We start from the raw sequence: 23074 nt of genomic DNA on the forward strand, positions 1-23074 counted from the left end.
GCCGAGGGAGGTTCGATGACCGGAGTGAACGAGTTCGCCGCGCGGCTGGCCGAGGAGCGGGCCGCGCTGGCGAGTGCGGCGGCGGCCCCCGAGGCGCACCAGGCGGCGCCGGTGACGGCCGAGGCCGGGCAGGGCCGCATCCGCGTGACCCTCGGCGTCGACGGCCGCGTGGCGCGGATCGAGGTGGACCCCAAGGGGTTCAAGGAGGGCTCGGACTACATCGCCGAGCACGTGCTGGCGGCGCTGAACGAGGCGCTCGACCGGCGCGCGGCCATGGTCGGCACGGACGAGCGCGTCCCGGACCTGCGGGCCGTCGGCGACTCGCTCGCCGAGGTCCAGGAGGGCTCGCTGCCCCGGCTCCAGGCCATGAGCGCCTCGATCGAGCACGTCCTCGGCAAGCTCGACGCGCGCTGACCGCAAGGGCCCCACGGCGGCCCGGATTCATGAAAGACACTTTGATATGGTGTCGCGTCGGGAGGTCGGAATGTTCGGAGAAGACCGGATCGGCGAACAGCTCGCGCAGGTGCGCGAAGCCCTCGCCCAGGCCGCCGCTCAGCCTGGGGCGCAGACGGAACCGATCCTCACCGAGGCCTCGGGCGGACGCATCCAGGTGACCCTGGGGACCGACGGCCGCTTCGAGCGGATCAAGATGACCCTCAGCGCCCTCAAGGACGGCCCCGAAGCGCTCGTCGAGCAGCTCACCCTCGCCGTCAACGACGCCATCGACCAGCGCGCGGCGCTCACCGCGGCCCCCGGCCCCGCCCCCGACATGGCGGCCGTGAACGAGCAGGCCGCCCGCATGCAGGAGGCGTCCCTGCGCCAGTTCCAGGCGATGGACGCCGCCATCGGCGACCTCATGACCAGGCTCTACGGAGGACGGTGACCGTGACCGGATTCAGCGTCACGCCCGAGTCGATCCGCCGCTCGGCGGACGAGCTCGACGCCGCCCGCGACGAGGTGCAGGCGCTCCTCGACCAGTTCACCGCCGCGGTCGAGCAGTACGCCGACGCCTTCGGCGGCGACATGATCGGCACCCTCGGCGGCATCGGCCACCAGGCGTGCCTGGACGCCGTGACCGAGTGCTTCACCGCGAACATCGAGGACCTGACCGGCCTCGCGCAGGCGCTGCGCGACATGGCCGACGACCACGAGGTGACCGACGACGAGATCGCCGCCGTCTTCGCCCAGTTCCAAGGCGAGATCGGCGCCGGGCCGACCGCCTCCCCCGCATAGGAGTCCGCCCATGGGCCTGCAACTGCCCTCTGAACTCATCGGCCTGCTCGGCATGCTCGGCTACGAGTGGCCCGAGTCCGACGAGGAGTCCATGTTCAACCTGGCGGGGGAGTGGACCGGCATGGCCGACCGGATCGCCGGCCGCGTTGAGTCGCTCCAGGCCGCCGCCCGCACCCTCCTGGAGAACAACTCCGGCGGCCACATCGACGCGTTCCGGGCCGAGTGGGAGGGCCACGAGTCCGCGCCCTCGAACCTCGCCGACGCCGGCGACCCCGCCCACAAGCTCAACATCGGCCTCACCGTCATGGCCGGCATCGTCCTGGCCCTGAAGATCCAGGTGATGGTGCAGCTGGCGATCCTCGCGTTCCAGATCGCCCAGGCCATCGCCACGGCCGCCTTCACCTTCGGGGCGTCCCTGGCGCAGATCCCGATCTTCAAGACCATCACCGGCCTCATCATCGACCAGCTGATGGGCATGGCGATCAACCGGGTGATGAATGCCTAGGTCACGCAGCGGCTCCGGCGCCTCCGACGGCGGCGCGAAGATCCTCACCAAGGTCCTCGACGACGCCGACACCTGGCGCGCGCCCAAGCAGAAGGACCGCGGCGGCGGCGGCAAGGGCCCCAAGCAGAAGCCGCCGAAGAAGGACCCGAACTTCCAGCCCAAGGCGCCCACGAACATGAAGCCCAGCGGCGACATCGAGGCCGACCGGCTGCGCCTGCGCCAGGCCGTGCGCGACAAGATCGACGACGCCGCCGACCAGACCAACCCCGACGGCTGGACCAAGAAGACCCGCCAGCCCTGCGTCAGCGCCGTCTGGGACCGCAAGTCCGGGAACGTCTACTACAACCACAACGTCAAGGACAGCGTCGACCCCGACGACCTCGACCCGATCCTCCGCGAGCGCTTCCAGAACTTCCAGGACAAGAAGAACTGGGACTTCGACCTCGAAGAGGACCAGACCATGCACGGCATCCCCGGCCAGCACTCGGAGACCCGCGCCACGAACGAGGCCCTCAAGGCCGCCCGCGCCGAGGGCCGCGACCCCGACCTCGGCGACTTCATGGTCGAGAACGCCCGCGTCACCAGCGAGAGCCGCTCCGACCACAAGAATCCGATGCCCTGCTGCGCCAACTGCACCCAGATGATCGACGGCGTCAACGGCAGCTCCGGCGGCTGGGACGTCGTGGACGGCAAGAAGACCAAGCGCAAGAACTGGGACGGAAGCTAGGATGGCCGCGTGAAACCGAATTACGACCCCGTCGCCCTGTCGGTGCCCGACGACGAGATCGGCATCGACGACGACCAGGTGTACTGGCACGGCTCCGAGCGGTTCACCGGCTTCACCGGCGAGACCCTGCGCGACGGCGACTACGAGTTCCAGTGCTTCCGCGACGGCGTCCTCGACGGCCCCAGCGGCCAGGTCACGCCCGACGGCGACCTCATCGTCGAGGAGTGGTACCGGCGGAACTTCCTCCACGGCATCACCCGGAGGTTCCGCCGCGACGGCACCCTCGCCACCGCCGTCGCCTACGAGTACGCCCATCCCGTGTGGACCGTCCACTTCGACTTCGACGGCCGCACCGTGCAGTCCTCGCACACCGCCGAGCTCAGCGAGTCCGAGCGCAAGACCATCGCCGTCCTCCGCGACGAGGTCCCCCTCCCCGCGCCCCCCGGCCCCGAGCACGCCGCCGACCTGAACCGGCACTGACCCGCCTAAAAGCGGTGGCGCCGCGCGACCCGCCTCCCGATACTGGGGCGATGCCGTTCGCACCGCTCCCGGACACCGTCCGCCGCAACGTCCTCGACTGGCACGGGGACCGCGGCCGCAGGTGGCTCGAAGACCTCCCCGCCACGGTCGACCGCCTCACCTCCGCGTGGGACCTGCACCCCGTCGGCGACCCGTTCCCCGGCGGCTCGACCGCCTACGTACTGCCGCTCGACCGCGCCGACGGCACCGCCGCCGTCCTCAAAGTCGACCTCGTGGACGACGAGACGCGGTCCGAACCGACCGCGCTGCGCGCCTATGACGGCGAGGGCGCGGTGCGCCTCCTCGACTACGACCCCGCATCCGGCGCGCTGCTCCTCGAACGCGCCCGGCCCGGCACCCCGCTCCTCTCGCACGACTTCCCGGGCCTGGACGAGCGGGCGGCCGCGCGCGAACGCATCGCACTCGCCTGCGGCCTCTTCCGCCGGCTGTGGCGCGTCCCCGTCCCCGATCCCGGCCTCCCGCCGCTGCCCGCGACCGCCGGCCTCCTCAAGGACTGGTCGGAGCGGTTCGCGCTGACCGCCGAGCGCACTCCGGCACTCGCCGCCGACCTCGCCCTCGGGCTCGACCTCTGCGAAGCGCTGGCGGACCCGCCCGAACTCGGCATCGCCAACCGCGACAACCACATGAGCAACGTCCTCACCGCCCAGCGCGAGCCCTGGCTCCTCATCGACCCCAAGCCCGTCCTCGCCGAACGCGCCTTCGACGGCGCGTTCTTCCTCTTCAAGCAGCAGTTCCACGGTCCCCTGGGCGGCGGCGAGCTCCTCGACGCCGTGGCGGGCGGCCTCGGCGCCGACCGCGAACGCGTCCGCGCCTGGGCCATGCTCTGGACCGTCGCCGAGATCGCCGGCGCGTGGAGCGACGACGACCTCGCCGCCAAGCGGGCGGTCCTCGACGCGATCCGAGCCGCCTGAACCGCGCGGCGGTTCAGGCCGCGACTCCGTTCGAGCCGCGGCCGGCCGTCATGCAGGGACGACCGGTTCGAGGAGGCGCCGCGGGCGGTTCATCGCGCGGCTGACCGGGTCGGTCCGCTTGGGCCCGGGGCCCGGGTACATCTCGACCTCGCCGGGCGGGATCGAGCCGCACTCGGGGCAGTCGCTGGAGGGCAGGAGGCCGCTCCCGCAGGACGCGTGGCGGAAGAGCCGCGGAGGCTCCCCGCCGATGTTGCGGTGGCTCCACGCGCTCAGCGAGTAGATCACCGGCCACAGCTCGACGCCCGCGTCGGTGAGCAGGTACTCGAACCGCGGCGGCGACGGCTGGTACTGCCGCTTCTCGAGCACTCCGCCCTCGGTCAGCCGCGCCAGGCGGTCGGAGAGGACCGCCTTGGGGATGTCGAGCCGGACCTGGAAGTCGTTGAATCGCCGCACGCCGTAGAGCGCGTTCTGCACCACCAGCAGCGTCCAGCGCTCGCCGAGCAGCTCCAGTCCGCGCGAGAGCGAGCAGTCCTGGCCCGTGTAGTCCTTGCCGAGTGCCATCGCCACATCCTACCTCGGTTCAGTCATTGAACCCTGGCTGCTAGGCTCCAGTGAGTTCACTGAACGAACCCAGGAGGCACCCATGGCGTCCACGACCCTCGCCGCACCGCACGCACCCGCCGGGACCCGCGCGGTCCTGGCGATCCTCTGCGCGGCCCCCCTGCTGGTCATCCTCAACTACTCGACCCCGCTCATCCTCGCCCCCCAGACCGCCGCCCAGCTCCACGCGAGCGCCGCCGGCCAGACCTGGATCATCAACGCCGTCTCCCTCGGCCTCGCCGTCCCCCTGCTCGCCTCCGGCAGCCTCGCCGACAATCACGGCCGCCGCCGGGTCCTCACCGCCGGCGCCTGGATCTTCGCCGCCGCGACGCTGCTCGCCGCGCTCGCCCCGAACACCCCCGTGTTCGCCGCCGCCCGCATCGTCCAAGGCGCCGCCAGCGCCGCCCTGCTCACCGCCAGCCTCGGCATCATGGGCGCGGTCTTCACCGGCGCCGAGGAGCGCCGCCGGGCCACCGCCGCCTACGGCGCGATGATGGGCCTCGGCGTCGGCGCCGGAGCCGTCCTCGCCGCCCTCCTCGAGGCCGCCCTCGGGTGGAACGGCCCCTACTGGCTCTACGCCGCGGCGGCCGCCGGCCTGGCGCTCGCCGCGCGCACCGCCCTGCCCGAGTCCCGCGCGGAGCGCCCCCGCCGGGCGGACCTCCCGGGTACCGCCGCCCTCGGCCTCGCCGTCGCCGCACTCATGGCCGGGCTGACCCTCGGCCGCCAAGGCTGGTCCGACCCCCTCGTCATCGCCCTGCTCATCGCCGCCGCGGTCGGCTCGACCGCGTTCGTCGCCATCCAGGTCCGCAGCCGCGAGCCCATGCTCGACCCGGCCCTGTTCGCCCGCCCGGCCTTCCTGACCGCCTCCCTCGGCGCCCTCGTCACCGGGGTCGCGGTGATCAGCATGATGAGCTATCTGCCCACCGTCTACCAGGCCCAGACCCACCTGGGCCCGATCGCCACCGCGGCCGTCGTCGCCATCTGGTCGACCGCCGCATTCGTGGTCTCCTTGCAGGTCAAGCGGTTCGCGCTGGGGGCCGGCGCACTGCTCGCGCTCGCGCTGCTGACCGCGGCCGCCGGATCGGCCCTGCTCGTCGGCCTCGCCGTCCACTGGTCCTGGTGGCACGCCGTCCCCGCACTCCTGGTCGCCGGGGCCGGCTACGGCGCCGCCAACCCCGCGCTCACCCGCCTGAGCATCGACAGCGTCCCCGCCGACCGCGGCGGCATGGGGTCGGGCGTGAACAACACCATGCGCTACATCGGCACCGCCGCCGGCATCCCGATCATCGCGACCCTGGTCGACGCCCTCGGCGCCGACGGGGCGCTGTGGATCTGCGCTGCCCTCGCGGCCGCCGCCGCCCCGGGATTCGCGCTCCTGGCCCGCCGCGCCTGACCGCCGCCCGACTTCGCCTGTCCCGCTTCGGATTCCCGACCGCTCTCCGTACTGCCGCGCCGCCGCGTCCTCCCGACGCAGCGGCGCGGCCGTGTTAGTGGCTCGGCTTCGTTACCGCTCCTGACCCCCAGCGTTACGAAAGTGGGTCATTGACACGACCGTCCAGTGAAACTAAGCTCTGGAAAGTATCGGTAAAAGTCCCGAAACTTTCGGTCGACGCGGTTGAGCGATAACAGCCCCCGCGCCGGCCGTGAGGTGCCCCAGGGACGATCTCAAGGAGGAGACACATGTCGAACGCGTTCGAGCGGAGCCCGCTCAGAGCTTCGCGCCGCGGACTCATCGGATTCTCGATCGCCGCGACGAGCGCCGCCGCACTGGCCGCTTGCAGCGGCGAGGACGGCGGCGAGGAAGTGGACCTCGACGCCCAGTCCACCGGCGCGATGGACGACTTCGCCGCCGACACCCCGTTCAAGGCCACCGAGCCGTTCACCCTCTCGGTCCTGTGGACCGACTGGCCGGACCTGCCGATCACGGACACTTGGCAGTTCTTCACCGAGATCGAGAAGCGCACGAACGTCACGTTCGAGCTCACCAACATCCCCTTCAGCGACGCCACCGAGAAGCGCAACCTGCTGCTCTCCGCCGGCGACGCCCCGACGGTCATCCCGCTGGTCTACACCGGCGAGGAGAGCTCGTTCGTGTCCTCCGGCGCGATCCTGCCCATGAGCGACTACGTCGAGCACATGCCCAACTTCCAGAAGTACGTGGAGGAGTGGGACCTCGGCGAGATGATCGACAACCTCAAGCAGGCCGACGGCAAGTACTACATGCTGCCGGGCCTCCAGGAGGTCTCCGTCCCGGTCTTCACGCTCGTCATCCGCAAGGACGTCTTCGAGACCGTCGCCGGCGGCATCCCCCAGACCTGGGACGAGATGCGCGAGGCCCTGGTCAAGATCAAGGCCGAGTACCCCGACTCCAAGCCGCTCGCCGACGGCTTCGAGTCGGCCTCGCTGCTCAACTTCGCCTCGCACGCCTGGGGCGCGCGGGCCGGCTGGGGCTTCGGCAACGGCATGGTCGACGACGGCTCCGGCAAGCTCGAGTACACCGCCGTCACCGACGGCTACAAGCAGATGGTCGAGTACTTCCGCGGCCTCGTCGCCGACGGCCTGATCGACACCGACTCGCTCACCGCCTCCAACGACGGCAGCGGCGGCGGCTCCGTGGCCGAGAAGTTCGCGGCCGAGACCGTGTTCGCCGCCTCCGGCTCCGCCGGCACCGCGATCGAGTTCGCGCAGGCCCTGAACGCCACCGTCGGCGAAGGCAACTACGAGGTCCTCCAGATCGCCCCGCCGGGCGGCCCGTTCGGCCAGGTCGTGGAGCCGCGCAACTTCTGGAACGGCTTCATGCTCAACGCCGAGATCAAGGACTCCGAGTACTTCCTCGCGATCCTCCAGTTCCTCGACTGGCTCTACTACAGCCCCGACGCGCGCGAACTCATCCGCTGGGGCATCGAGGGCGAGACCTACACCAAGGCCGCCGACGGCACCATCACCCTCAACCCCGAGTACCGCCTCGACGCGTACAACATCAACCCGGGCGCGCCCACCGACATCCAGAAGGACCTCGGCTGGTCCAACGCGGTGTTCGCCGACTCCACCGAGTCGCGGGCGCTCAAGGAGTCCTACAACGCGGCCGCGTTCGTCGAGTACATCGACTCGGTCCTCTCCACCCGCACGCCGCGCGAGCCCTCCCCGCCCGCGCCCCTCGACGAGATGGAGCTGGAGCAGTCCTCGCTGCTGTCCACCCCGCTCAAGGACACGGTGGACACGAACACGCTCAAGTTCATCATGGGCGAGCGCGACATCGCCGAATGGGACGACTACGTCGCCGAGCTCGAGGCCCAGGGCCTCCAGCAGTACGTCGACCTGATCAACGGCGCGCGCGAGCGCTTCGAGGAGGAGAACTCCTGATCCGCTCGCCGGGGCCGCCGCCCCGGCGCGGACGGGAGGGAGCACGGATGTCCCTCACACAAGACGAGAAGTCCCCGCGGGCCACGGCCCGCGGGGCGGGCGCCGGGACCGCACCCGCGCCCTCGCAGCAGCCGTCGCCACCGCGGCGGCGCAAGCAGCGCCAGAGCTGGCGCGACGCGTTCCGGCGCGACTGGCAGCTCTACAGCCTCGCCCTCATCCCGCTGATCTTCTTCGCCATCTTCCGGTACGGGCCGATGGTCGGCAACGTCATCGCCTTCCGGAAGTTCCGGCCCGGCGGGAGCATCTTCGGCGACGAGTGGGTCGGCCTGCGCTACATCGAGATGTTCATCAACGACCCGACGTTCTGGAAGGTGTTCACCAACACCGCGGTCCTCGGCGGACTCACCCTCCTGGTGTGCTTCCCGCTCCCGATCGTCCTGGCGCTCATGCTGAACGAGGTCCGCCGGCAGCACTTCAAGCGGATCGTCCAGTCGATCTCGTACCTGCCGCACTTCCTCTCGATCGTCATCGTCGTCGGCATGGTCATGCAGCTCCTGTCCCTCGAGGGCACGGTCAACCAGATCATCGGCGCGTTCGGCGGCGAGCAGATCCCGTTCATCCAGCGCCCCGAGTGGTTCCGCACCATCTACGTCGGCTCCGAGGCGTGGCAGACCGTCGGCTGGGGCACCATCCTCTACCTGGCCGCCCTCACCACGATCGACGACTCCCTCTACGAGGCCGCGAAGATCGACGGGGCCGGCCGGTGGCGCCAGACCTGGCACGTGACCCTCCCGGGCATCCGCCCCACCATGGTCACGCTCCTCATCCTCAACATCGGGTCGTTCCTCAACGTCGGGTTCGAGAAGGTCTTCCTGCTCTACAACCCCCTGACGTACGAGACGGCCGACGTCATCTCGACCTACCTCTACCGGGTGGGCCTCATGTCGAACAATCTCAGCTACGCGGCGGCGATCGGCCTGTTCCAGGCCGTGATCGGCCTCGTGATGGTGCTTTCCGCGAACCTGATTTCGCGCCGGATTACGGGGACGAGCCTGTGGTGACCGACGTGCAAGCGAAGATCTCCGCGCCCGCGTGCCGCTCGCGGCGGCAGGAGACCCCCGGGACGCGCCTGTTCGGCGCCGTCAACGCGACCCTCCTCGTCCTGCTGTGCCTGGCGATGCTCTACCCGTTCATCACGGTGCTCGCCCAGTCGTTCAGCTCGGCCGAGTCCATCAAGGCCGGCCAGGTGAGCTTCTGGCCCGTCGGCTTCAACATCGACACCTACATCGCGGTGATGTCGAACGACATCTTCTGGCGCAACTACGGCAACTCGGTGCTGTACACCGTGGTCGGCACGGCCATCGCCATGACCCTGACCACCACGTACGCGTACGTGCTGTCGAAGAAGCACCTCAAGGGCCGCCGCGCCCTCATCGGCATCGCCGTGTTCACCATGTTCTTCAACGGCGGCCTGGTCCCCAACTACGTGCTCATCTCCGGGCTCGGCATGAAGAACACCATGTGGGCCATCGTGCTCCCCGGCGCCATCTCGGTGTTCAACCTGCTGGTCATGAAGTCCTTCTTCGAGAGCCTCCCCAAGGAGCTCGAGGAGGCCGCGCAGATCGACGGGCTCGGCTGGTACGGCATCTTCGGCCGGATCGTGCTGCCCCTGTCGAAGGCTGTCATCGCCACGATGGTGCTGTTCTACTCGGTCGCGTACTGGAACGACTGGTTCGCCGCGTTCCTCTACCTCGACAAGAGCGAGCTGTTCCCCGTGACGCTGTTCCTGCGCAACCTCATCGCCGGCGCCTCGACCTCGGCGTCCGAGGGCGCGGCCGCCGCCGGGACCACGACCGCGCTGGTGTCGGCGAACATCCAGGCCGTGACGATGATCCTCACCGTCATCCCGATCCTGTGCGTCTACCCGTTCGTGCAGCGCTACTTCGTGTCCGGCGTGATGCTGGGATCGGTCAAGGGATGACGCGGACCGCACCGCAGGACCCGTCCGCGCCTCCGAGCAAAGGGAACCACGACATGACCACCGACATCGCCGCCTCCGCCGCGCCCGCCGCGGCGGGGCTGCGGCCCTGGCACGACCACCGGCTCAGCCGGGCCGAGCGCGCCGCGGCCCTCGCGGCCGAGATGACGCTCGAGGAGAAGGCCGCGCAGCTCGTCGGCCTCTGGGTCGGCGCCGACGCCTCCGGCGGCGACGTCGCCCCGCACCAGAGCGAGATGGGCAAGGACGCCCCGTCCTTCGACGACGTCATCGCCAGCGGGCTCGGCCAGCTCACCCGCCCGTTCGGGACGCGCCCGGTCGCGCCCGAACCGGGCGCGGCCTCGCTCGCCCGCGCCCAGCGGCAGATCACCGCCGCCAACCGCTTCGGCATCCCGGCGCAGGTCCACGAGGAGTGCCTCGCGGGCTTCGCCGCCTGGGGCGCCACCGCGTACCCGGTGCCGCTGTCGTGGGGCGCGAGCTTCGACCCCGACCTCGTCCACGAGATGGCCGTGCGCATCGGCCGCTCGATGCGCGCGGTCGGCGTCCACCAGGGGCTCGCGCCCGTCCTCGACGTCGTGCGCGACTACCGCTGGGGCCGCGTCGAGGAGTCCATCGGCGAGGACCCGTACCTCGTCGCGACCGTCGGCGCCTCCTACGTGGCCGGCCTCGAGGACGCCGGGATCGTCGCCACCCTCAAGCACTTCGCCGGGTACTCCGGTTCGCGCGCCGGACGCAACCACGCGCCCGTCTCCGCCGGGCCCCGCGAACTCGCCGAGATATACCTGCCGCCGTTCGAGACCGCGCTGCGCCACGGGCGCGCCCGCTCGGTCATGAACTCCTACGCCGAGGTCGACGGCATGCCCGCGGCAGGCGACCGCGGCCTGCTCACCGACCTGCTGCGCGGCACGCTCGGCTTCGAGGGCGTCGTCGTCTCCGACTACTTCTCGGTCGCGTTCCTGCGCACCCTCCAGCGGGTCGCCGGCACCGACGCCGAGGCCGCCGCCCGCGCCCTGTGGGCCGGCATCGACGTCGAGCTGCCGTCCGTCGCGGCCTTCGGGGCGCCCCTCATCGAGGCCGTGCGCTCCGGTGAGGTGGACGAGGCGCTCGTCGACCTCGCGCTGCGGCGGGTCCTGGAGCAGAAGATCGACCTCGGGCTCATCGAGGCCGACTACGACCCGGCCCCCGCGCTCGACGCCGCCCTCGACGACGCCGAGTCGCAGCGGCTCGCGCTGCGCCTGGCCCGCGAGGCCGTCGTCCTCGTCGCGAACGACGGCGTCCTGCCGCTCGCCGCGGACGCCCGCGTGGCCGTCGTCGGCCCGCTCGCGGACGACCCGATGGCCATGCTCGGCTGCTACTCGTTTCCCGCCCACGTCGGCGTCCACCACCCGGAGACCGGCCTCGGCATCGACATCCCCACGGTCCTGGGCGAGCTGTCCGCGCGCCGCACCGTCGTCGCCACCGCCCCCGGCTGTGACGTCATGGCCCCGGGCCGGGACGGCTTCGCCGCCGCGGTCGAGGCCGCGTCCGGCGCGGACGCGGTCGTGGTCGCCCTCGGCGACCGCGCCGGCCTGTTCGGCCGCGGCACCTCCGGCGAGGGCTGCGACGCCCCCGACCTGCGGCTCCCGGGGGAGCAGCAGGCGCTGCTGGAGGCGCTCCTGGACACCGGCACGCCCGTCGTCCTCGTCCTGCTCACCGGCCGCCCGTACGCGCTCGGCGCGGTGGCCGACCGCTGCGCCGCCGTCGTGCAGGCGTTCTTCCCCGGCCAGCTCGGCGGGCAGGCGCTCGCCGAAGTCCTCGCTGGCGAGGTGAACCCGAGCGGGCGGCTGCCCGTCGGCATCCCGCGCGAGCCGGGCGGCCAGCCCGGCACCTACCTCGCGCCGCCGCTCGGCCGCGCGAACGAGGTGTCCAACCTCGACCCGACGCCGCTGTTCCCGTTCGGTCACGGCCTCTCGTACGCCGCCGCGACCTGGCACCCGGTCGAGGCCGACGAGCGGGACTGGCCCGTCGACGGCACCACCGAGGTCGCGGTCGCGCTGTCGAACGAGACCGGGGACCGCGTCGACGACGTCGTCCAGGTCTACCTGCACGACCCGGTCGCGCAGGTGACCCGGCCCGAGCACCGGCTCGTCGCCTACCGGCGCGTCTCGCTCGCCGCGGGGGAGCGCGCCGAGGTCCGGTTCCGGCTCCACGCCGACCTGGCCTCGTTCATCGGGATCGACGGCGACCGGATCATCGAGCCGGGCGCGGTGGAACTGCGCGTCGCGCGCTCGAGCGCCGACGTGCACGCCGCGGTGCCCCGGCGCATGACCGGGCCGGTCCGCCGCGTCGGAGCCGACCGGGTCCTCCTCGCCGAATCGGAAGTGAGAGAGTCGGCGGCATGACCACGCCGCACGCCGACGAGATCGGCCCGGGGGCGCTGTCGCGGCTGACCGCCGCGGTCTACCGCTTCCTCGTCCTCGGGCTGTTCCTGGCCGCCGCAGGCCTCCCGACGCTGCTGTTCTGGAGCCTGCTGACCCCCGCTCCCGAGAACGCGGTCCTGTTCGTGGCCGCGCTCCTGCCGGTCGCGCCCGCGCTCTCGGCGGCGCTGTACGCGCAGCGGGCGTGGGCGAAGGAGCCGGACCTGAGCCCGTCCCGCCCGCTCCTGCGCGGACTGCGGCTGAACCTGCGCGACACGCTCGCCTGGTGGGTCCCGGTCCTGGCGGTGGCGGCGGTTCTGGCCGTGAACGTCGTCTTCGCCGACCTGGTCGCCGGCGGGCGGCTGCTGCGGCCCGTGTGCGCCGCGCTCATGATCGTGCTCGCGGTCTGGTCGGGCCACCTGCTGGTGGTGACGTCGTTCTTCTCGTTCCGCTTCCGCGACGTGCTCCGCGTGGCCGCCGCGGAGTTCTTCCTCTCCTGGAAGGCGACGCTCGGCATCCTCGCGGTCCTCATCGTCGCGACGGCGCTCGTGGTCCTCGCCTCCGAGGTGCTGCTCCTGCTCCTGGCGTGGGCGTTCGCGGCCATGCTGTGGCTCGTCGTCCGCCCCGTCGTCGCCGACGTGACGGCCCGGTTCACCGCCCAGGACCCGGACTAGGGCCGCTCGCCGGGGGCGGGGCAGCGGCCGGGCTCGTCGCAGCCGGCGTGCACCGCCGGCTCCAGCTGCACGGTCGCGTGGTCGATGCCGTGGTCGTCGCGCATGAGGTGCTGCGCCCGGTCGAGGACGGCGTGGTCGTCGGCGCCCGGGTCGGTGACCAGGTGCGCGGTGGCGACGTTCATCCCCGAGGTGAGCGTCCACAGGTGCACGTCGTGGACGTCGCTGACGCCCTCGATCGCGCCGAGGTCGGCGGTCACGCGGGCCGGGTCGACGCCGTGCGGGGCGTGCTGGGCGAGGACGGCCAGCACCTGGCGGCCCAGCGGGACGGCGCGGACGACGACGAAGACGCCGATCGCGAGCGCGACGGCGGTGTCCCACACCGCGTTCCCGGTGACCGCGACGAGGACGCCCGCCGCGATGACGCCGACCGAGCCGACGGTGTCCGCGAGCACCTCCATGTAGGCGCCCTTGACGTTCAGGCTCTCGCCGGCCCCGGCCCGCAGGAGCCGCATCGCGGCCAGGTTCACCGCCAGGCCGAGCGCGCCGACCACGAGCATGGGCCCGACCTCGATGCCCGGCGCCGCGCCGATCCGCCCGATCGCCTCCACGGCGATGTAGACCGACATGCCGAGCATGACCAGGACCGCGAACCCGGAGGCGAAGACCTCGGCCCGGTAGGAGCCGTAGGTGCGCCGGCCGGTGGTGTCCGGCCGGCTCGCGAGGCGGGTGGCGACCAGCGCGGTCGCGAGGGTGACCACGTCGGCGGCCATGTGGCCGGCGTCCGACAGGAGCGCGAGCGACCCCGACACCAGCCCGGCGGCCAGCTCGACGGCGAAGAACCCGCCGACGAGCACCAGCGCGGCCCGGAGGCGCCACGCGTGGCGTCCGCCCGCGTGCCCGACGGCGTGGTCGTGACCGTGACCCATTGCAACCCGCTTTCAAAATCAATAACACATTGCAATTATTGCATGTATGGGCTGAAGCGTACGCGACTCCCGAGAACTCCTCGGACCGGGGCCCCTGAGATACCCCCGGACCCGCCCGCCCATGCCGGAAGCGAGGGCCGCCACGTCGAGACCGTCCTCGGCGGGACCGCCCGGACGCGACGGACGGCCACTCCCGGGGACGGTGTTGAATGAGACCCGGATGAGGGAGGTTCGGGTATGAGCGACCGGTCACCGGTCTTCGAGGTCCGCGCCGGCCGGCAGCGGGTCGCGCGTCCGCGCCCGCAGCTGCTGCGGGAGTCGTTCCTCGACCTCGGCGGGACATGGGGCTTCGCCCACGACGACGAGGACCGCGGCCTCACCGAGCACTGGTTCGACGGCCGCGCCCTGCCCCGCACGATCACCGTCCCCTACCCGCCCGAGTCACCCGCCTCCGGGATCGGCGCCACCGGGTTCCACCCCGTCGTCTGGTACCGCCGCGAACTCACCGCCGCCGACCTGGCCGCCGCCGGCCACGCCCCCGGCCGCCGCCTCCTCGTCCACTTCGGCGCCGTCGACTACCGCGCCCGCGTCTGGATCGACGGCCGCGACGTCGGCGCGCACGAAGGCGGCCACACCCCGTTCACCCTCGACCTCACCGACGCGCTGGGGGAGGGGCCGCACGTGCTCGTCGTCCGCGCCGAGGACGACCCCCACGACGCCGCCCAGCCCCGCGGCAAGCAGGACTGGCGCGAGTCCCCGCACGCGATCTGGTACCACCGCACCACCGGCATCTGGCAGCCCGTGTGGCTGGAGTCCGTGCCGCCCCTGCACCTCGCCCACCTGACGTGGACGAGCGACCTCGCCCGCGGCACCGCCACCGCGCACGTCGAGCTCAGCCGCCGCGCCGACGCGCTGGTCCGGGTCCGCATCGACTGCGGCGACACCACGGCCGAGGCCGCCGTCCACGCCGCCGACACCGAGGTGAGCGTGACCGTGCCGCTCCCGGGCCTCGCGAACGGCCAGGACCACGAGGAGCTGCTGTGGCGCCCCGGGCAGCCCACCCTCCTCGACGCCTGGGTCAGCCTCGAGACGGACGGCCGCACCGGCGACGCCGCCGCCTCCTACCTCGGCCTGCGCTCCGTGCGCACCGAAGGCGGCGCGTTCCTGCTCAACGACCGGCCCGTGGTGCTCCGCTCCGTCCTGAGCCAGGGCTACTGGCCGCGCACCCACCTCGCCGCCTCCGAAGCCGACCTGCGCCGCGAGGCCGAGCTCATCGCCGAGCTCGGCTTCAACGCCGTGCGCGTGCACCAGAAGATCGAGGACCCGCGCTTCCTCTACCACGCCGACCGGCTCGGCCTCCTCGTCTGGGGCGAGATGCCCGCCGCCTACCGCTTCTCGCCGACCGCGATGCGCCGCACCGCCGCCGAGTGGACCGAGGCCGTCCGCCGCGACGCCGGCCACCCCTCGATCGTCACCTGGGTCCCGCTCAACGAGAGCTGGGGCGTGCAGCACCTCGCCACCCGCCCCGACCAGCGCGCCTTCGCCGAAGCGCTCTACCGGCTCACCAAGGCCCTCGACCCGACCCGCCCCGTCGTCGCCAACGACGGCTGGGAACTGGGCGACTCCGACCTGTGGACCGTCCACGACTACGAGGCCGACGGGGCCGTCCTCGCCGCCCGCTACGACGTCCCCGACGCCGACCTGCGCGCCTACCTGGCCGGCACCGGCCCCGCCGGGCGGCGCCTGCGCCTGGACGGGACCGCCGACCGCGGCGAACCGGTCCTGCTCACCGAGTTCGGCGGCGTCAAGTGGACGACCGGGCCCGCCGCCGCGGACGCCTGGGGCTACTCCGAGGCCGGCAGCGCCGAGGACTTCGAGCGCCGCGCCGGCGACATCCTCCGCGCCGTCCAGCGCGCCTGCCTCGGCCACCGCGGCCGCCCCGACGGCCTCGCCGGCTGGTGCTGGACGCAGCTGACCGACACCCTCCAGGAGACCAACGGCCTCCTCACCGAGGACCGCGAGCCCAAGCTCCCGATCGAGCGCCTCCGCGCCCTCGTCCTCGGCGAGGATTCCTAAGGCTCCAGGTCCACGACGTCGGCGCCGTACGCGCGGATGAGCGCGTCGGCGTCCACCCGGGCCGCGAAGTCCGGCGAGCCGGAGCCCACGAGGATCTCGCGCCCGCGCAGCCGCGCGTCCGCCAGCACCGGGAACGCCTGCGCCGCACCGAGCGGCGTGATCGTGCCGCGCCGGTACCCGGTCGCCGCGAACGCCTCCTCGGCCGTCGGCAGCTTCACCTTGTTCACCCCGAGCACCGCCCGCAGCTTCGGCCACGAGAACCGGTCCTCGTACGGCACCAGCACGAACACGTACCCCTCCCGGTGGCGCAGCACCACCGTCTTCACCCCCAGCGGCCCCCGCGCGAGCGGCACGCCCGTCTCGGGGTCGCGCGGCACGAACGCCACCGCCAGGCCGCGCGCGGCCGCGTCCTCGGCCGCCCGCTCCGGGGCCGCCGGCGTCACCGCCCCGCCCCCTCGACCGCGGCCGCCGCCACCGGCGCCCACGGCACCGGCTGCGACAGCACCATGCTGCTGCTCGGCCGCCCGTACCGCGCGAGCCGGTCGATGAACGCCTCGAACTCGGCCATCGACGGCACCGACGCCACCAGCACCGAGCAGCCGTCGCCGGTGATCCGGAACAGCTGCCGGATCTGCGGCCAGCCCGCCACGTCCGGGTCCCGCAGCAGGCAGCTGGGCCCGTAGCAGTCCATGACCACCACCGCCCGCACCGGCAGCCCGGCCCGCTCGGGCGCCACGTGCGCGTGGTAGCCGCTGATCACCCCGTCCGACTCCAACCGCCGCACCCGCTCCGCCACGGCCGGCGCCGACAGGTGCACCCGCCGCGACAGCTCGTTGAACGACAGCCGCGCGTCCGCCTGCAACTCCTCCAGGAGCCGCCAGTCCATGCGATCCATACCGGTTTCCATTCGTAAGCCGCGTTCGCGAAACAGGTGGCGATCGTAACGCGCCGCGCCCGAACCGGCCCGTGTCCGTCCTTCCCGCCGCGACCGGGACGGACGATCATGTGGGCATGGACGAGCCCGCATTCCGCACCATCATCGAACCCTTCCGCATCCACTCCGTCGAGCCGATCCGGATGACCACCGCCGCCGAGCGCCGCGAACGCCTCGCCGCGGCCGCCTACAACCTCTTCCAGCTCCACGCGGACGACGTCCTCATCGACCTGCTCACCGACTCCGGCACCGGCGCGATGAGCCGCGACCAGTGGGCCGCGATCCAGCGCGGCGACGAGTCCTACGCCGGCTCCCCCTCGTACTTCGTCTTCCGCGACGCCGTGCGCGACCTCTTCGACTTCGCCCACGTCATCCCCGTCCACCAGGGACGCGCCGCCGAGCGCATCCTCTTCACCGTCCTCGGCGGACCCGGGAAGACCGTCCCCAACAACACCCACTTCGACACCACCCGCGCCAACGTCGAGGCCACCGGCGCCACCGCCGTCGACCTCGTCATCCCCGAAGGCAGGGACCCCGCCTCCCGCCACCCCTTCAAGGGCAACATGGACCTCGCCGCCCTCGAAGCGCTCCTCGCCGGCGGCGCCGACGTCCCGTGCGTCTTCGTCACCATCACCAACAACAGCGGCGGCGGGCAGCCCGTCTCGCTCGAGAACCTCCGCGGCGTGCGCGCCCTCTGCGACCGGTACGGCAAGCCCCTCTTCCTCGACGCCTGCCGCTTCGCCGAGAACGCCTGGTTCATCCGCGAGCGCGAAGCCGGCCAGGGCGGGCGCGACGTCGTCGACATCGTCCGCGACATCGCCGCGCTCGCCGACGGGATGACCATGAGCGCCAAGAAGGACCCGATGGGCAACATCGGCGGCTGGCTCGCCCTCGACGACCCCGCCCTCGCCCAGGAGTGCCGCAACCTCCTCATCCTCACCGAGGGCTTCCCCACCTACGGCGGCCTCGCCGGCCGCGACCTCGAAGCGCTCGCCCAGGGCCTCAAGGAGGTCGTCCAGCACGACTACCTCCGCTACCGGATCACCTCGACCGCCTACCTCGGCGAGGCCCTCCAGCAGGCCGGCGTCCCCGTCCTCACCCCGATCGGCGGCCACGCCGTCTACATCGACGCCCGCGCGCTCCTGCCGCACCTCGACCCGCTCCACTACCCCGGCCAGGCCGTCGCCGTCGCCCTCTACGAGCTCGGCGGGGTCCGCAGCTGCGAGATCGGCACCGTCATGTTCGGCCGCCGCCCCGACGGCGCCGAGGCGGCCGCCCCGATGGACCTGGTCCGCCTCGCCGTCCCGCGCCGCACCTACACCCAGAGCCACATCGACTACGTCATCGAGGTCTGCGGGTGCCTCGCCGAACGCGCCCACCGCCTCCCCGGCTACCGCATCGTGGAGGAGCCGGACGCCCTGCGCCACTTCACCGCCCGGTTCGAGCCGATCGCCTGACGCTCACCCGGCCGCGTCCCGCAGCCGCGCCGCGAAGGCCCGGTACCCGTCCAGGAACCGCTCGGGCGCCTCGATCGTGAAGCCCGCGTTCACGATCGCGAGCGTCGCGAGCGGCCACTCCCACGACTCCAGGTGCATCGCCACCCGGGTCCGGCCGTCCTCCAGCGCCGTCAGCTCGACGGTGTCGTGGCGGAACGCGTCCGCGACCGGGCCCTGCGGCGCGTCGACGGTGAACACGACCGGCTCCCGGTTCCGCCTGATCCCGGTCACCAGGTAGTCCATCGCGTGCGGCGCGGCCCGCGGCTCGAACCGGCTGGTGGACAGGCGGAGCCCGTCGATGCGGTCGGTGCGGAAGACCCGCCAGTCGCCGCGGTCGAGGTCCCACGCCAGCAGGTACCAGCGCTGGAGGTGGTGGAGCTGCCGGTGCGGTTCGACCCGCCGCGCCGACGCGGCCCCGTCCGCGCGCCGGTACTCGAACGCCGCGACCTGCCGGTTCGCGATCGCGTCCGCGAGCTCGCCGAGGTACCCGGCGCTGGTGCTCGGCGCCGGCACGTCCCCGGTGTCCAGGCTCGCGCGCAGCCGCGCGATCCGGTGCCGCAGCCGCTTGGGCAGGTACTGCTCCACCTTCCCGTAGGCGCGGGTCGCGGCCTCGTCCACCGAGCCCTCGGCCGCGCTGCCGGTCGCGGCCAGGGCCGCGAGGCCGAGCAGGACCGCGACCGCCTCGTCGTCCTCGAGCATGAGCGGCGGCATCGCGGCCCCCGCGGTGAGCCGGTAGTGGCCGCCCGGCCCCGGCCGGGTCTCCACGGGGTAGCCGTACTCGCGCAGGCGGTCCACGTCGCGGCGCAGCGTGCGCGGGCTGACGCCGATCCGGGCGGCGAGCTCGCCGCCGCTGAACGAGCGGCCGGTCTGGAGCGTCGCCAGGAGCGAGAGCATGCGGCGGGTGACATCGGGCATGCCTCCAGTGTGCCCCGAATCGCGGTCAGGAACCGGCCGCATCTGGGCCTACCGTCGCAGGCATGAACGAGCGAATGATCCGCATCCGCGGCGCCAGGTCCCACAACCTCCAGACCGTCGACCTCGACCTGCCGCGCGGGGCCCTCACCGTGTTCGCCGGCGTCTCCGGCTCCGGCAAGTCCTCACTCGTCTTCGACACCATCGCCGCCGAGGCCGGGCACCAGGTCAACGAGACCTACCCGCCGTTCCTGCGCAACCGGCTCCCCAAGTGGACCCGGCCCGAGGCCGACGAGATCACCGGCCTCTCACCGGTGGTCGTGATCGACCAGCGCCGCCTCGGCGGCAACGCCCGCTCCACCGTCGGCACCGTCACCGACACCTGGACGTACCTGCGACTCCTGTACTCCCGCATCGGGACCCCGCAGCTCGGCGAGTCGAACCGGTTCTCCTTCAACGACCCCGCCGGCATGTGCCCCACCTGCTCGGGCCTCGGCGAGACCGTCGAGATCGACACCGCGAAGTTCCTCGACCCCGACCGGTCCCTGCGCGAGGCCGCGATCCTCCTGCCCGGCTTCGCGGACGACGGCTACTGGCAGTCGAAGTACATCGACGCCGGCTGCTTCCCGACCGACCTCCCGGTGCGCGAGTGGACCGAGGACCAGCGCCTCGCGCTCCTGTACGGCGGCGAGTACGCCGAGCGCCTCGACCCGAAGCCGCCCAAGGGCTTCGAGAGCCTCGTGGCCTGGTTCGAGCGGATCTACCTGCGCACCTCCGACACCCTCTCCGAGCACAAGCAGCGGGCCGTCGACCGCTTCACCCGCTCGGGCCGCTGCCCCGACTGCCGCGGCGAGCGCCTGAACGCCGAGGCCCGGGCCGTCACCGTCCGCGGCCGCACCATCGGCGAGCTCGCCCTCGTCGAGGTCGCCGAGCTCGCCGGCCTCGTCGCCGCCGTCACCGAGCCCGCCGTGGCGCCGGTCGTCGCCGCGCTCACCGAACGGCTGCGCGCGATGGACGCCATCGGCCTGGGCTACCTCCACCTCGGCCGGGCCACCGCCACCCTCTCCGGCGGCGAGTCCCAGCGCATCAAGACCGTCAAGCACCTCGGCAGCAGCCTCGTCGAGATGCTGTACATCTTCGACGAGCCCACCGTCGGCCTCCACCCGCACGACGTCGACGCCATGACCGGCCTCCTGAAGCGCCTGCGCGACAAGGGGAACACCGTGCTCGTCGTGGAGCACGACCCGGCCGTCATGGCCGTCGCCGACCAGATCGTGGAGATCGGCCCCGACGCGGGCGCCGGCGGCGGCCGCGTCGTCTTCCAGGGCCCCTTCGCCGCGCTGCGCACCGCCGACACCCCGACCGCGAAGGCCCTCGCGAGCCGCGCCCCCGAGCGGCGCGAGCCCCGCGAGGCCGCCGGCGCGGTCACCGTCGCGCACGCCTCCCGCAACAACCTCCGGGACGTCACCGTCGACCTCCCCACCGGCGTGCTCACCGTCCTCACCGGCGTGGCCGGATCCGGGAAGTCGAGCCTCGCGGCCGAACTCGTCGCCCAGCACGGCGCGATCACCGTCGACCAGCGGCCCGTCGGCGCCAACCGCCGCTCCACGCCCGTCACCTACACCGGGATCGCCGCCCCCGTCCGCCGCCTCTTCGCCAAGGCCAGCGGCCTGCCCGCGAAGTTCTTCAGCGCCAACTCCGAAGGCGGCTGCCCCGAATGCAAGGGCCTCGGGGTCGTCTACACCGACCTGGCGTTCATGGACGGGCAGGAGACGGTGTGCGAGTCGTGCGGCGGGCGGCGCTTCAGCGACGAGGCGCTGCGCCACCGCGTCGACGGGCTCACCATCGCGGACGTGGACGACCTGACCATCGCCGACGCGCTCGACCGGCTCGCCGACCCCGCGATCCGCAGGGGACTGCGCGACCTCGACCGCGTCGGCCTCGGCTACCTCCGCCTCGGCCAGCCGCTCACCACCCTGTCGGGCGGCGAGTGCCAGCGCGTCAAGATCGCCAAGGAGCTCCGCGACGCCGCCGCGCCGTCGCTGTACGTCCTCGACGAGCCCACCACCGGACTCCACCTGCGCGACACCGACACCCTCCTCGACGTGCTCGACCAGCTCGTCGACAAGGGGCACACCGTGGTCGTCATCGAGCACAACCTCGACGTGATCCGCCGCGCCGACTGGGTCGTCGACCTCGGCCCCGGCGCGGGCCGCCACGGCGGCCGCGTCCTCTACGAGGGCCCCGTCGCCGGACTCCGCGGCACCCCGACCGCCGCGGCGCTCGGCCACGACTGACTCGAAGGCGGCCCCGCCCGCGCGGGGCCGCCCTGGCCGGGCGCCGATAAGCTGAGGCGTGCGCCGATTCGTGCCGATCACCGCCGCGGCCTTCGCCCTCGCCGCCGCAGCCGCCTGCCAGGCCGACCCGCCGCCGCCCTGGGAGACCCGGGCGCCCGGCGCGACCGCCGCCGAGTACCTCGACTCCCTCCCGTACGACTTCCACCCCGACACCGGCGTCTGCCCCACCGAAGCCCAAGTGCGCGAAGCGTTCCCGGCCATGCCTGCCTTCGCGCGCACCGAGGCCGAGGCCCGGACCGAAGCCCTCGACACGGCCGTCGCCGTCATCGACGACGGCGGCAGCGAACCCGAGTCGCTCGCGACCGTCGCCAGCGGCGTCGAGTGCTTCTTCTGGATCGACGACGCCGACTTCTTCTACGTGAGCTTCGGCGTCTACCCGTTCCAGGAGGGCGCCGACGAGTGGTACGCCGACGCGAGCGGCGACACCGGGTTCACGCTGCCCGACTGGGACCGCGCCTCGTTCTCGCACACCAAGAACGACGAGAACGCCGCCGCCCCCGGCGCGCTGGACGAGGTCCGGTTCGCCCTGCTGCGCGGCCAGGTCGTCGTCTACGGCGGCGGCTCGCTCGCCAACGACGGCATGACCGAGGAGGAGACCGCGCTGGCGCTGTTCGCGCTCGCGCCGGTCAACGCCGCCTCACTCTGGGAGGACTGAGTCCCAGTGGCGGCGGTGCGCCGCGACCGACCACGCTGAGATCGCGGCCGTGTCGGGCGCCTCCGGCAGCGGGGTGCGGCCGGTGTCGAGCAGCGTGCTGACGCGGTCGCGGACCCGCTCGATCTCGGCGAGCACCGAGGCGAGGTCGGGGGCGGCGCCGGTCTTGACCCGCAGCACGCGTTCGCGGTCGGCCTCGGGCATGGGGAGCGTCAGCCGCGCGTGCTCGGCCAGCTCCAGTCCCTGGAGGCCCAGCCGCAGCGCGTGGGAGGCGAACTTCGTGTCGTAGCCGTGCTTCGCGACGAGCTCGGGCCGCTTCGGCATGTCCTTCTGGCGGCCGCGGCCCAGGAGCATCGCGACCTGCCCGTCGAGGTAGCCGACGGTCCGCCGCACGGCCTGGCGGGAGAGGAACGCGGGCCCGAGCGCCCGCAGCTCCTCGCCGAGCGCCGACGTGCGGTAGACCGATGCCTTGGGCGCGTACAGCATGAGCAGCAGGTTCGGGTTGCCCGCCACCGCGAGCCGCAGGAACTTCCGCAGCGAGTACAGCGTGCACTCGCGGTCCCCGGCCTGCGAGCGGTGCCCTTCGGGGCGGTCGCGCCACGTGTGGTGGTCGACGGCGTCGGCCAGGCCGATCACGTGCTCGGCCGGTTCGACGAACACGCCGTTCTCGTCGTGGTCGCTGACGCCCGCGATCGCCAGCCCGTGGACGCCGGAGCCGGCCTCGGTGCGCAGGATCTCGTTGGCGCGCGCGATCGCGCCCGGGTCGGCGGTCACGG

At 72.7% G+C, this 23074-nt stretch carries 23 protein-coding genes; 17 read left to right on the forward strand and 6 right to left on the reverse strand.

The window, feature by feature from the left end:
* Nucleotides 1-15: 15 nt before the first annotated feature.
* The 7 genes from EIW28_RS14530 to EIW28_RS14560 all read left to right on the forward strand — a co-directional run bounded on the left by EIW28_RS14530 (nt 16) and on the right by EIW28_RS14560 (nt 3916).
* Nucleotides 16-414, forward strand: a complete 399-nt coding sequence (locus tag EIW28_RS14530; protein WP_125248443.1) for a YbaB/EbfC family nucleoid-associated protein — start codon at nt 16-18, stop codon at nt 412-414.
* Nucleotides 415-484: 70 nt separating this feature from the next.
* Nucleotides 485-883, forward strand: a complete 399-nt coding sequence (locus tag EIW28_RS14535; RefSeq protein ID WP_125248444.1) for a hypothetical protein — start codon at nt 485-487, stop codon at nt 881-883.
* A gap of 2 nt (nt 884-885) precedes the next feature.
* Nucleotides 886-1233, forward strand: a complete 348-nt coding sequence (locus tag EIW28_RS14540; protein ID WP_125248445.1) for a WXG100 family type VII secretion target — start codon at nt 886-888, stop codon at nt 1231-1233.
* A 10-nt stretch (nt 1234-1243) separates the two neighbouring features.
* On the forward strand, nt 1244-1738 hold the full coding sequence (locus EIW28_RS14545) for a WXG100-like domain-containing protein (protein ID WP_125248446.1): 495 nt from the start codon (nt 1244-1246) through the stop codon (nt 1736-1738).
* A complete protein-coding gene (locus EIW28_RS14550) occupies nt 1731-2465 on the forward strand; it encodes a YwqJ-related putative deaminase (protein ID WP_125248447.1) in 735 nt (244 codons plus the stop codon). The genes EIW28_RS14545 and EIW28_RS14550 overlap by 8 nt, the downstream gene beginning before the upstream one ends.
* A 9-nt stretch (nt 2466-2474) precedes the next feature.
* The gene (locus EIW28_RS14555) at nt 2475-2945 is read left to right on the forward strand and encodes a toxin-antitoxin system YwqK family antitoxin (RefSeq protein ID WP_125248448.1); all 471 of its coding nucleotides are present in this window, start codon (nt 2475-2477) and stop codon (nt 2943-2945) included.
* 50 nt (nt 2946-2995) lie between these two features.
* Complete coding sequence (locus EIW28_RS14560; protein WP_125248449.1) at nt 2996-3916, forward strand: aminoglycoside phosphotransferase family protein; 921 nt, start codon at nt 2996-2998, stop codon at nt 3914-3916.
* 48 nt (nt 3917-3964) lie between these two features.
* On the opposite strand, the gene EIW28_RS14565 is transcribed toward EIW28_RS14560, so the two are convergent.
* Nucleotides 3965-4477 carry a winged helix-turn-helix transcriptional regulator gene (locus EIW28_RS14565; RefSeq protein WP_125248450.1) on the reverse strand — a complete coding sequence of 171 codons (513 nt, stop codon included), beginning with the start codon at nt 4475-4477 and terminating at the stop codon, nt 3965-3967.
* An 82-nt stretch (nt 4478-4559) separates the two neighbouring features.
* Here EIW28_RS14565 and EIW28_RS14570 point away from each other — a divergent pair, with 82 nt between their 5' ends.
* The 6 genes from EIW28_RS14570 (at nt 4560) to EIW28_RS14595 (ending at nt 12945) form a co-directional block, all read left to right on the forward strand.
* Nucleotides 4560-5909, forward strand: a complete 1350-nt coding sequence (locus EIW28_RS14570; protein WP_125248451.1) for an MFS transporter — start codon at nt 4560-4562, stop codon at nt 5907-5909.
* 287 nt (nt 5910-6196) lie between these two features.
* Complete coding sequence (locus EIW28_RS14575) at nt 6197-7879, forward strand: ABC transporter substrate-binding protein (protein ID WP_125248452.1); 1683 nt, start codon at nt 6197-6199, stop codon at nt 7877-7879.
* A 47-nt stretch (nt 7880-7926) separates the two neighbouring features.
* A complete protein-coding gene (locus EIW28_RS14580) occupies nt 7927-8940 on the forward strand; it encodes an ABC transporter permease (RefSeq protein WP_125248453.1) in 1014 nt (337 codons plus the stop codon).
* A 17-nt stretch (nt 8941-8957) separates the two neighbouring features.
* Nucleotides 8958-9860, forward strand: a complete 903-nt coding sequence (locus tag EIW28_RS14585; RefSeq protein ID WP_408612222.1) for a carbohydrate ABC transporter permease — start codon at nt 8958-8960, stop codon at nt 9858-9860.
* Between the two features lie 53 nt (nt 9861-9913).
* Nucleotides 9914-12256: a beta-xylosidase/alpha-l-arabinosidase gene (locus EIW28_RS14590; protein ID WP_125248454.1), complete on the forward strand. Its 2343-nt coding sequence runs from the start codon at nt 9914-9916 to the stop codon at nt 12254-12256.
* Complete coding sequence (locus tag EIW28_RS14595; RefSeq protein ID WP_125248455.1) at nt 12253-12945, forward strand: hypothetical protein; 693 nt, start codon at nt 12253-12255, stop codon at nt 12943-12945. Before EIW28_RS14590 ends, EIW28_RS14595 begins: the two co-directional genes overlap by 4 nt.
* Here the strand turns inward: EIW28_RS14595 and EIW28_RS14600 are convergent.
* Nucleotides 12942-13871 carry a cation diffusion facilitator family transporter gene (locus EIW28_RS14600; RefSeq protein WP_125248456.1) on the reverse strand — a complete coding sequence of 310 codons (930 nt, stop codon included), beginning with the start codon at nt 13869-13871 and terminating at the stop codon, nt 12942-12944. The two genes, EIW28_RS14595 and EIW28_RS14600, sit on opposite strands and share 4 nt — an antisense overlap.
* A 237-nt stretch (nt 13872-14108) precedes the next feature.
* Here EIW28_RS14600 and EIW28_RS14605 point away from each other — a divergent pair, with 237 nt between their 5' ends.
* The gene (locus tag EIW28_RS14605; RefSeq protein WP_125248457.1) at nt 14109-15947 is read left to right on the forward strand and encodes a glycoside hydrolase family 2 protein; all 1839 of its coding nucleotides are present in this window, start codon (nt 14109-14111) and stop codon (nt 15945-15947) included.
* On the opposite strand, the gene EIW28_RS14610 is transcribed toward EIW28_RS14605, so the two are convergent.
* Both EIW28_RS14610 and EIW28_RS14615 read right to left on the reverse strand, forming a co-directional pair.
* Nucleotides 15944-16390, reverse strand: coding sequence for an aminoacyl-tRNA deacylase (locus EIW28_RS14610; RefSeq protein ID WP_125248458.1), 447 nt, complete (start codon nt 16388-16390; stop codon nt 15944-15946). The genes EIW28_RS14605 and EIW28_RS14610 overlap by 4 nt on opposite strands.
* Entirely contained in the window at nt 16387-16842 is a 456-nt protein-coding gene (locus EIW28_RS14615) for an Lrp/AsnC family transcriptional regulator (RefSeq protein ID WP_125248459.1), read from the reverse strand. Before EIW28_RS14615 ends, EIW28_RS14610 begins: the two co-directional genes overlap by 4 nt.
* Nucleotides 16843-16958: 116 nt before the next feature.
* Between EIW28_RS14615 and EIW28_RS14620 the strand changes: the two genes are divergently transcribed.
* Nucleotides 16959-18338: a tryptophanase gene (locus EIW28_RS14620; protein ID WP_125248460.1), complete on the forward strand. Its 1380-nt coding sequence runs from the start codon at nt 16959-16961 to the stop codon at nt 18336-18338.
* Nucleotides 18339-18341: 3 nt separating this feature from the next.
* Here EIW28_RS14620 and EIW28_RS14625 read toward each other — a convergent pair whose 3' ends face one another.
* Complete coding sequence (locus EIW28_RS14625) at nt 18342-19292, reverse strand: helix-turn-helix transcriptional regulator (protein ID WP_125248461.1); 951 nt, start codon at nt 19290-19292, stop codon at nt 18342-18344.
* Between the two features lie 62 nt (nt 19293-19354).
* On the opposite strand from EIW28_RS14625, the gene EIW28_RS14630 reads away from it, so the two are divergent.
* Both EIW28_RS14630 and EIW28_RS14635 read left to right on the forward strand, forming a co-directional pair.
* Nucleotides 19355-21586: an ATP-binding cassette domain-containing protein gene (locus EIW28_RS14630; protein WP_125248462.1), complete on the forward strand. Its 2232-nt coding sequence runs from the start codon at nt 19355-19357 to the stop codon at nt 21584-21586.
* A 58-nt stretch (nt 21587-21644) separates the two neighbouring features.
* A complete protein-coding gene (locus tag EIW28_RS14635; RefSeq protein WP_125248463.1) occupies nt 21645-22301 on the forward strand; it encodes a hypothetical protein in 657 nt (218 codons plus the stop codon).
* Here EIW28_RS14635 and EIW28_RS14640 read toward each other — a convergent pair.
* Nucleotides 22284-23072 (reverse strand): nucleotidyltransferase domain-containing protein, encoded by a 789-nt coding sequence (locus tag EIW28_RS14640; protein ID WP_125248464.1) that lies wholly within the window; start codon nt 23070-23072, stop codon nt 22284-22286. The genes EIW28_RS14635 and EIW28_RS14640 overlap by 18 nt on opposite strands.
* Between the last annotated feature and the right edge of the window lie 2 nt (nt 23073-23074).

Source organism: Glycomyces terrestris (assembly GCF_003933745.1).
In the GTDB taxonomy this organism is placed as follows: Bacteria; Actinomycetota; Actinomycetes; order Mycobacteriales; family Micromonosporaceae; genus Glycomyces; species Glycomyces terrestris.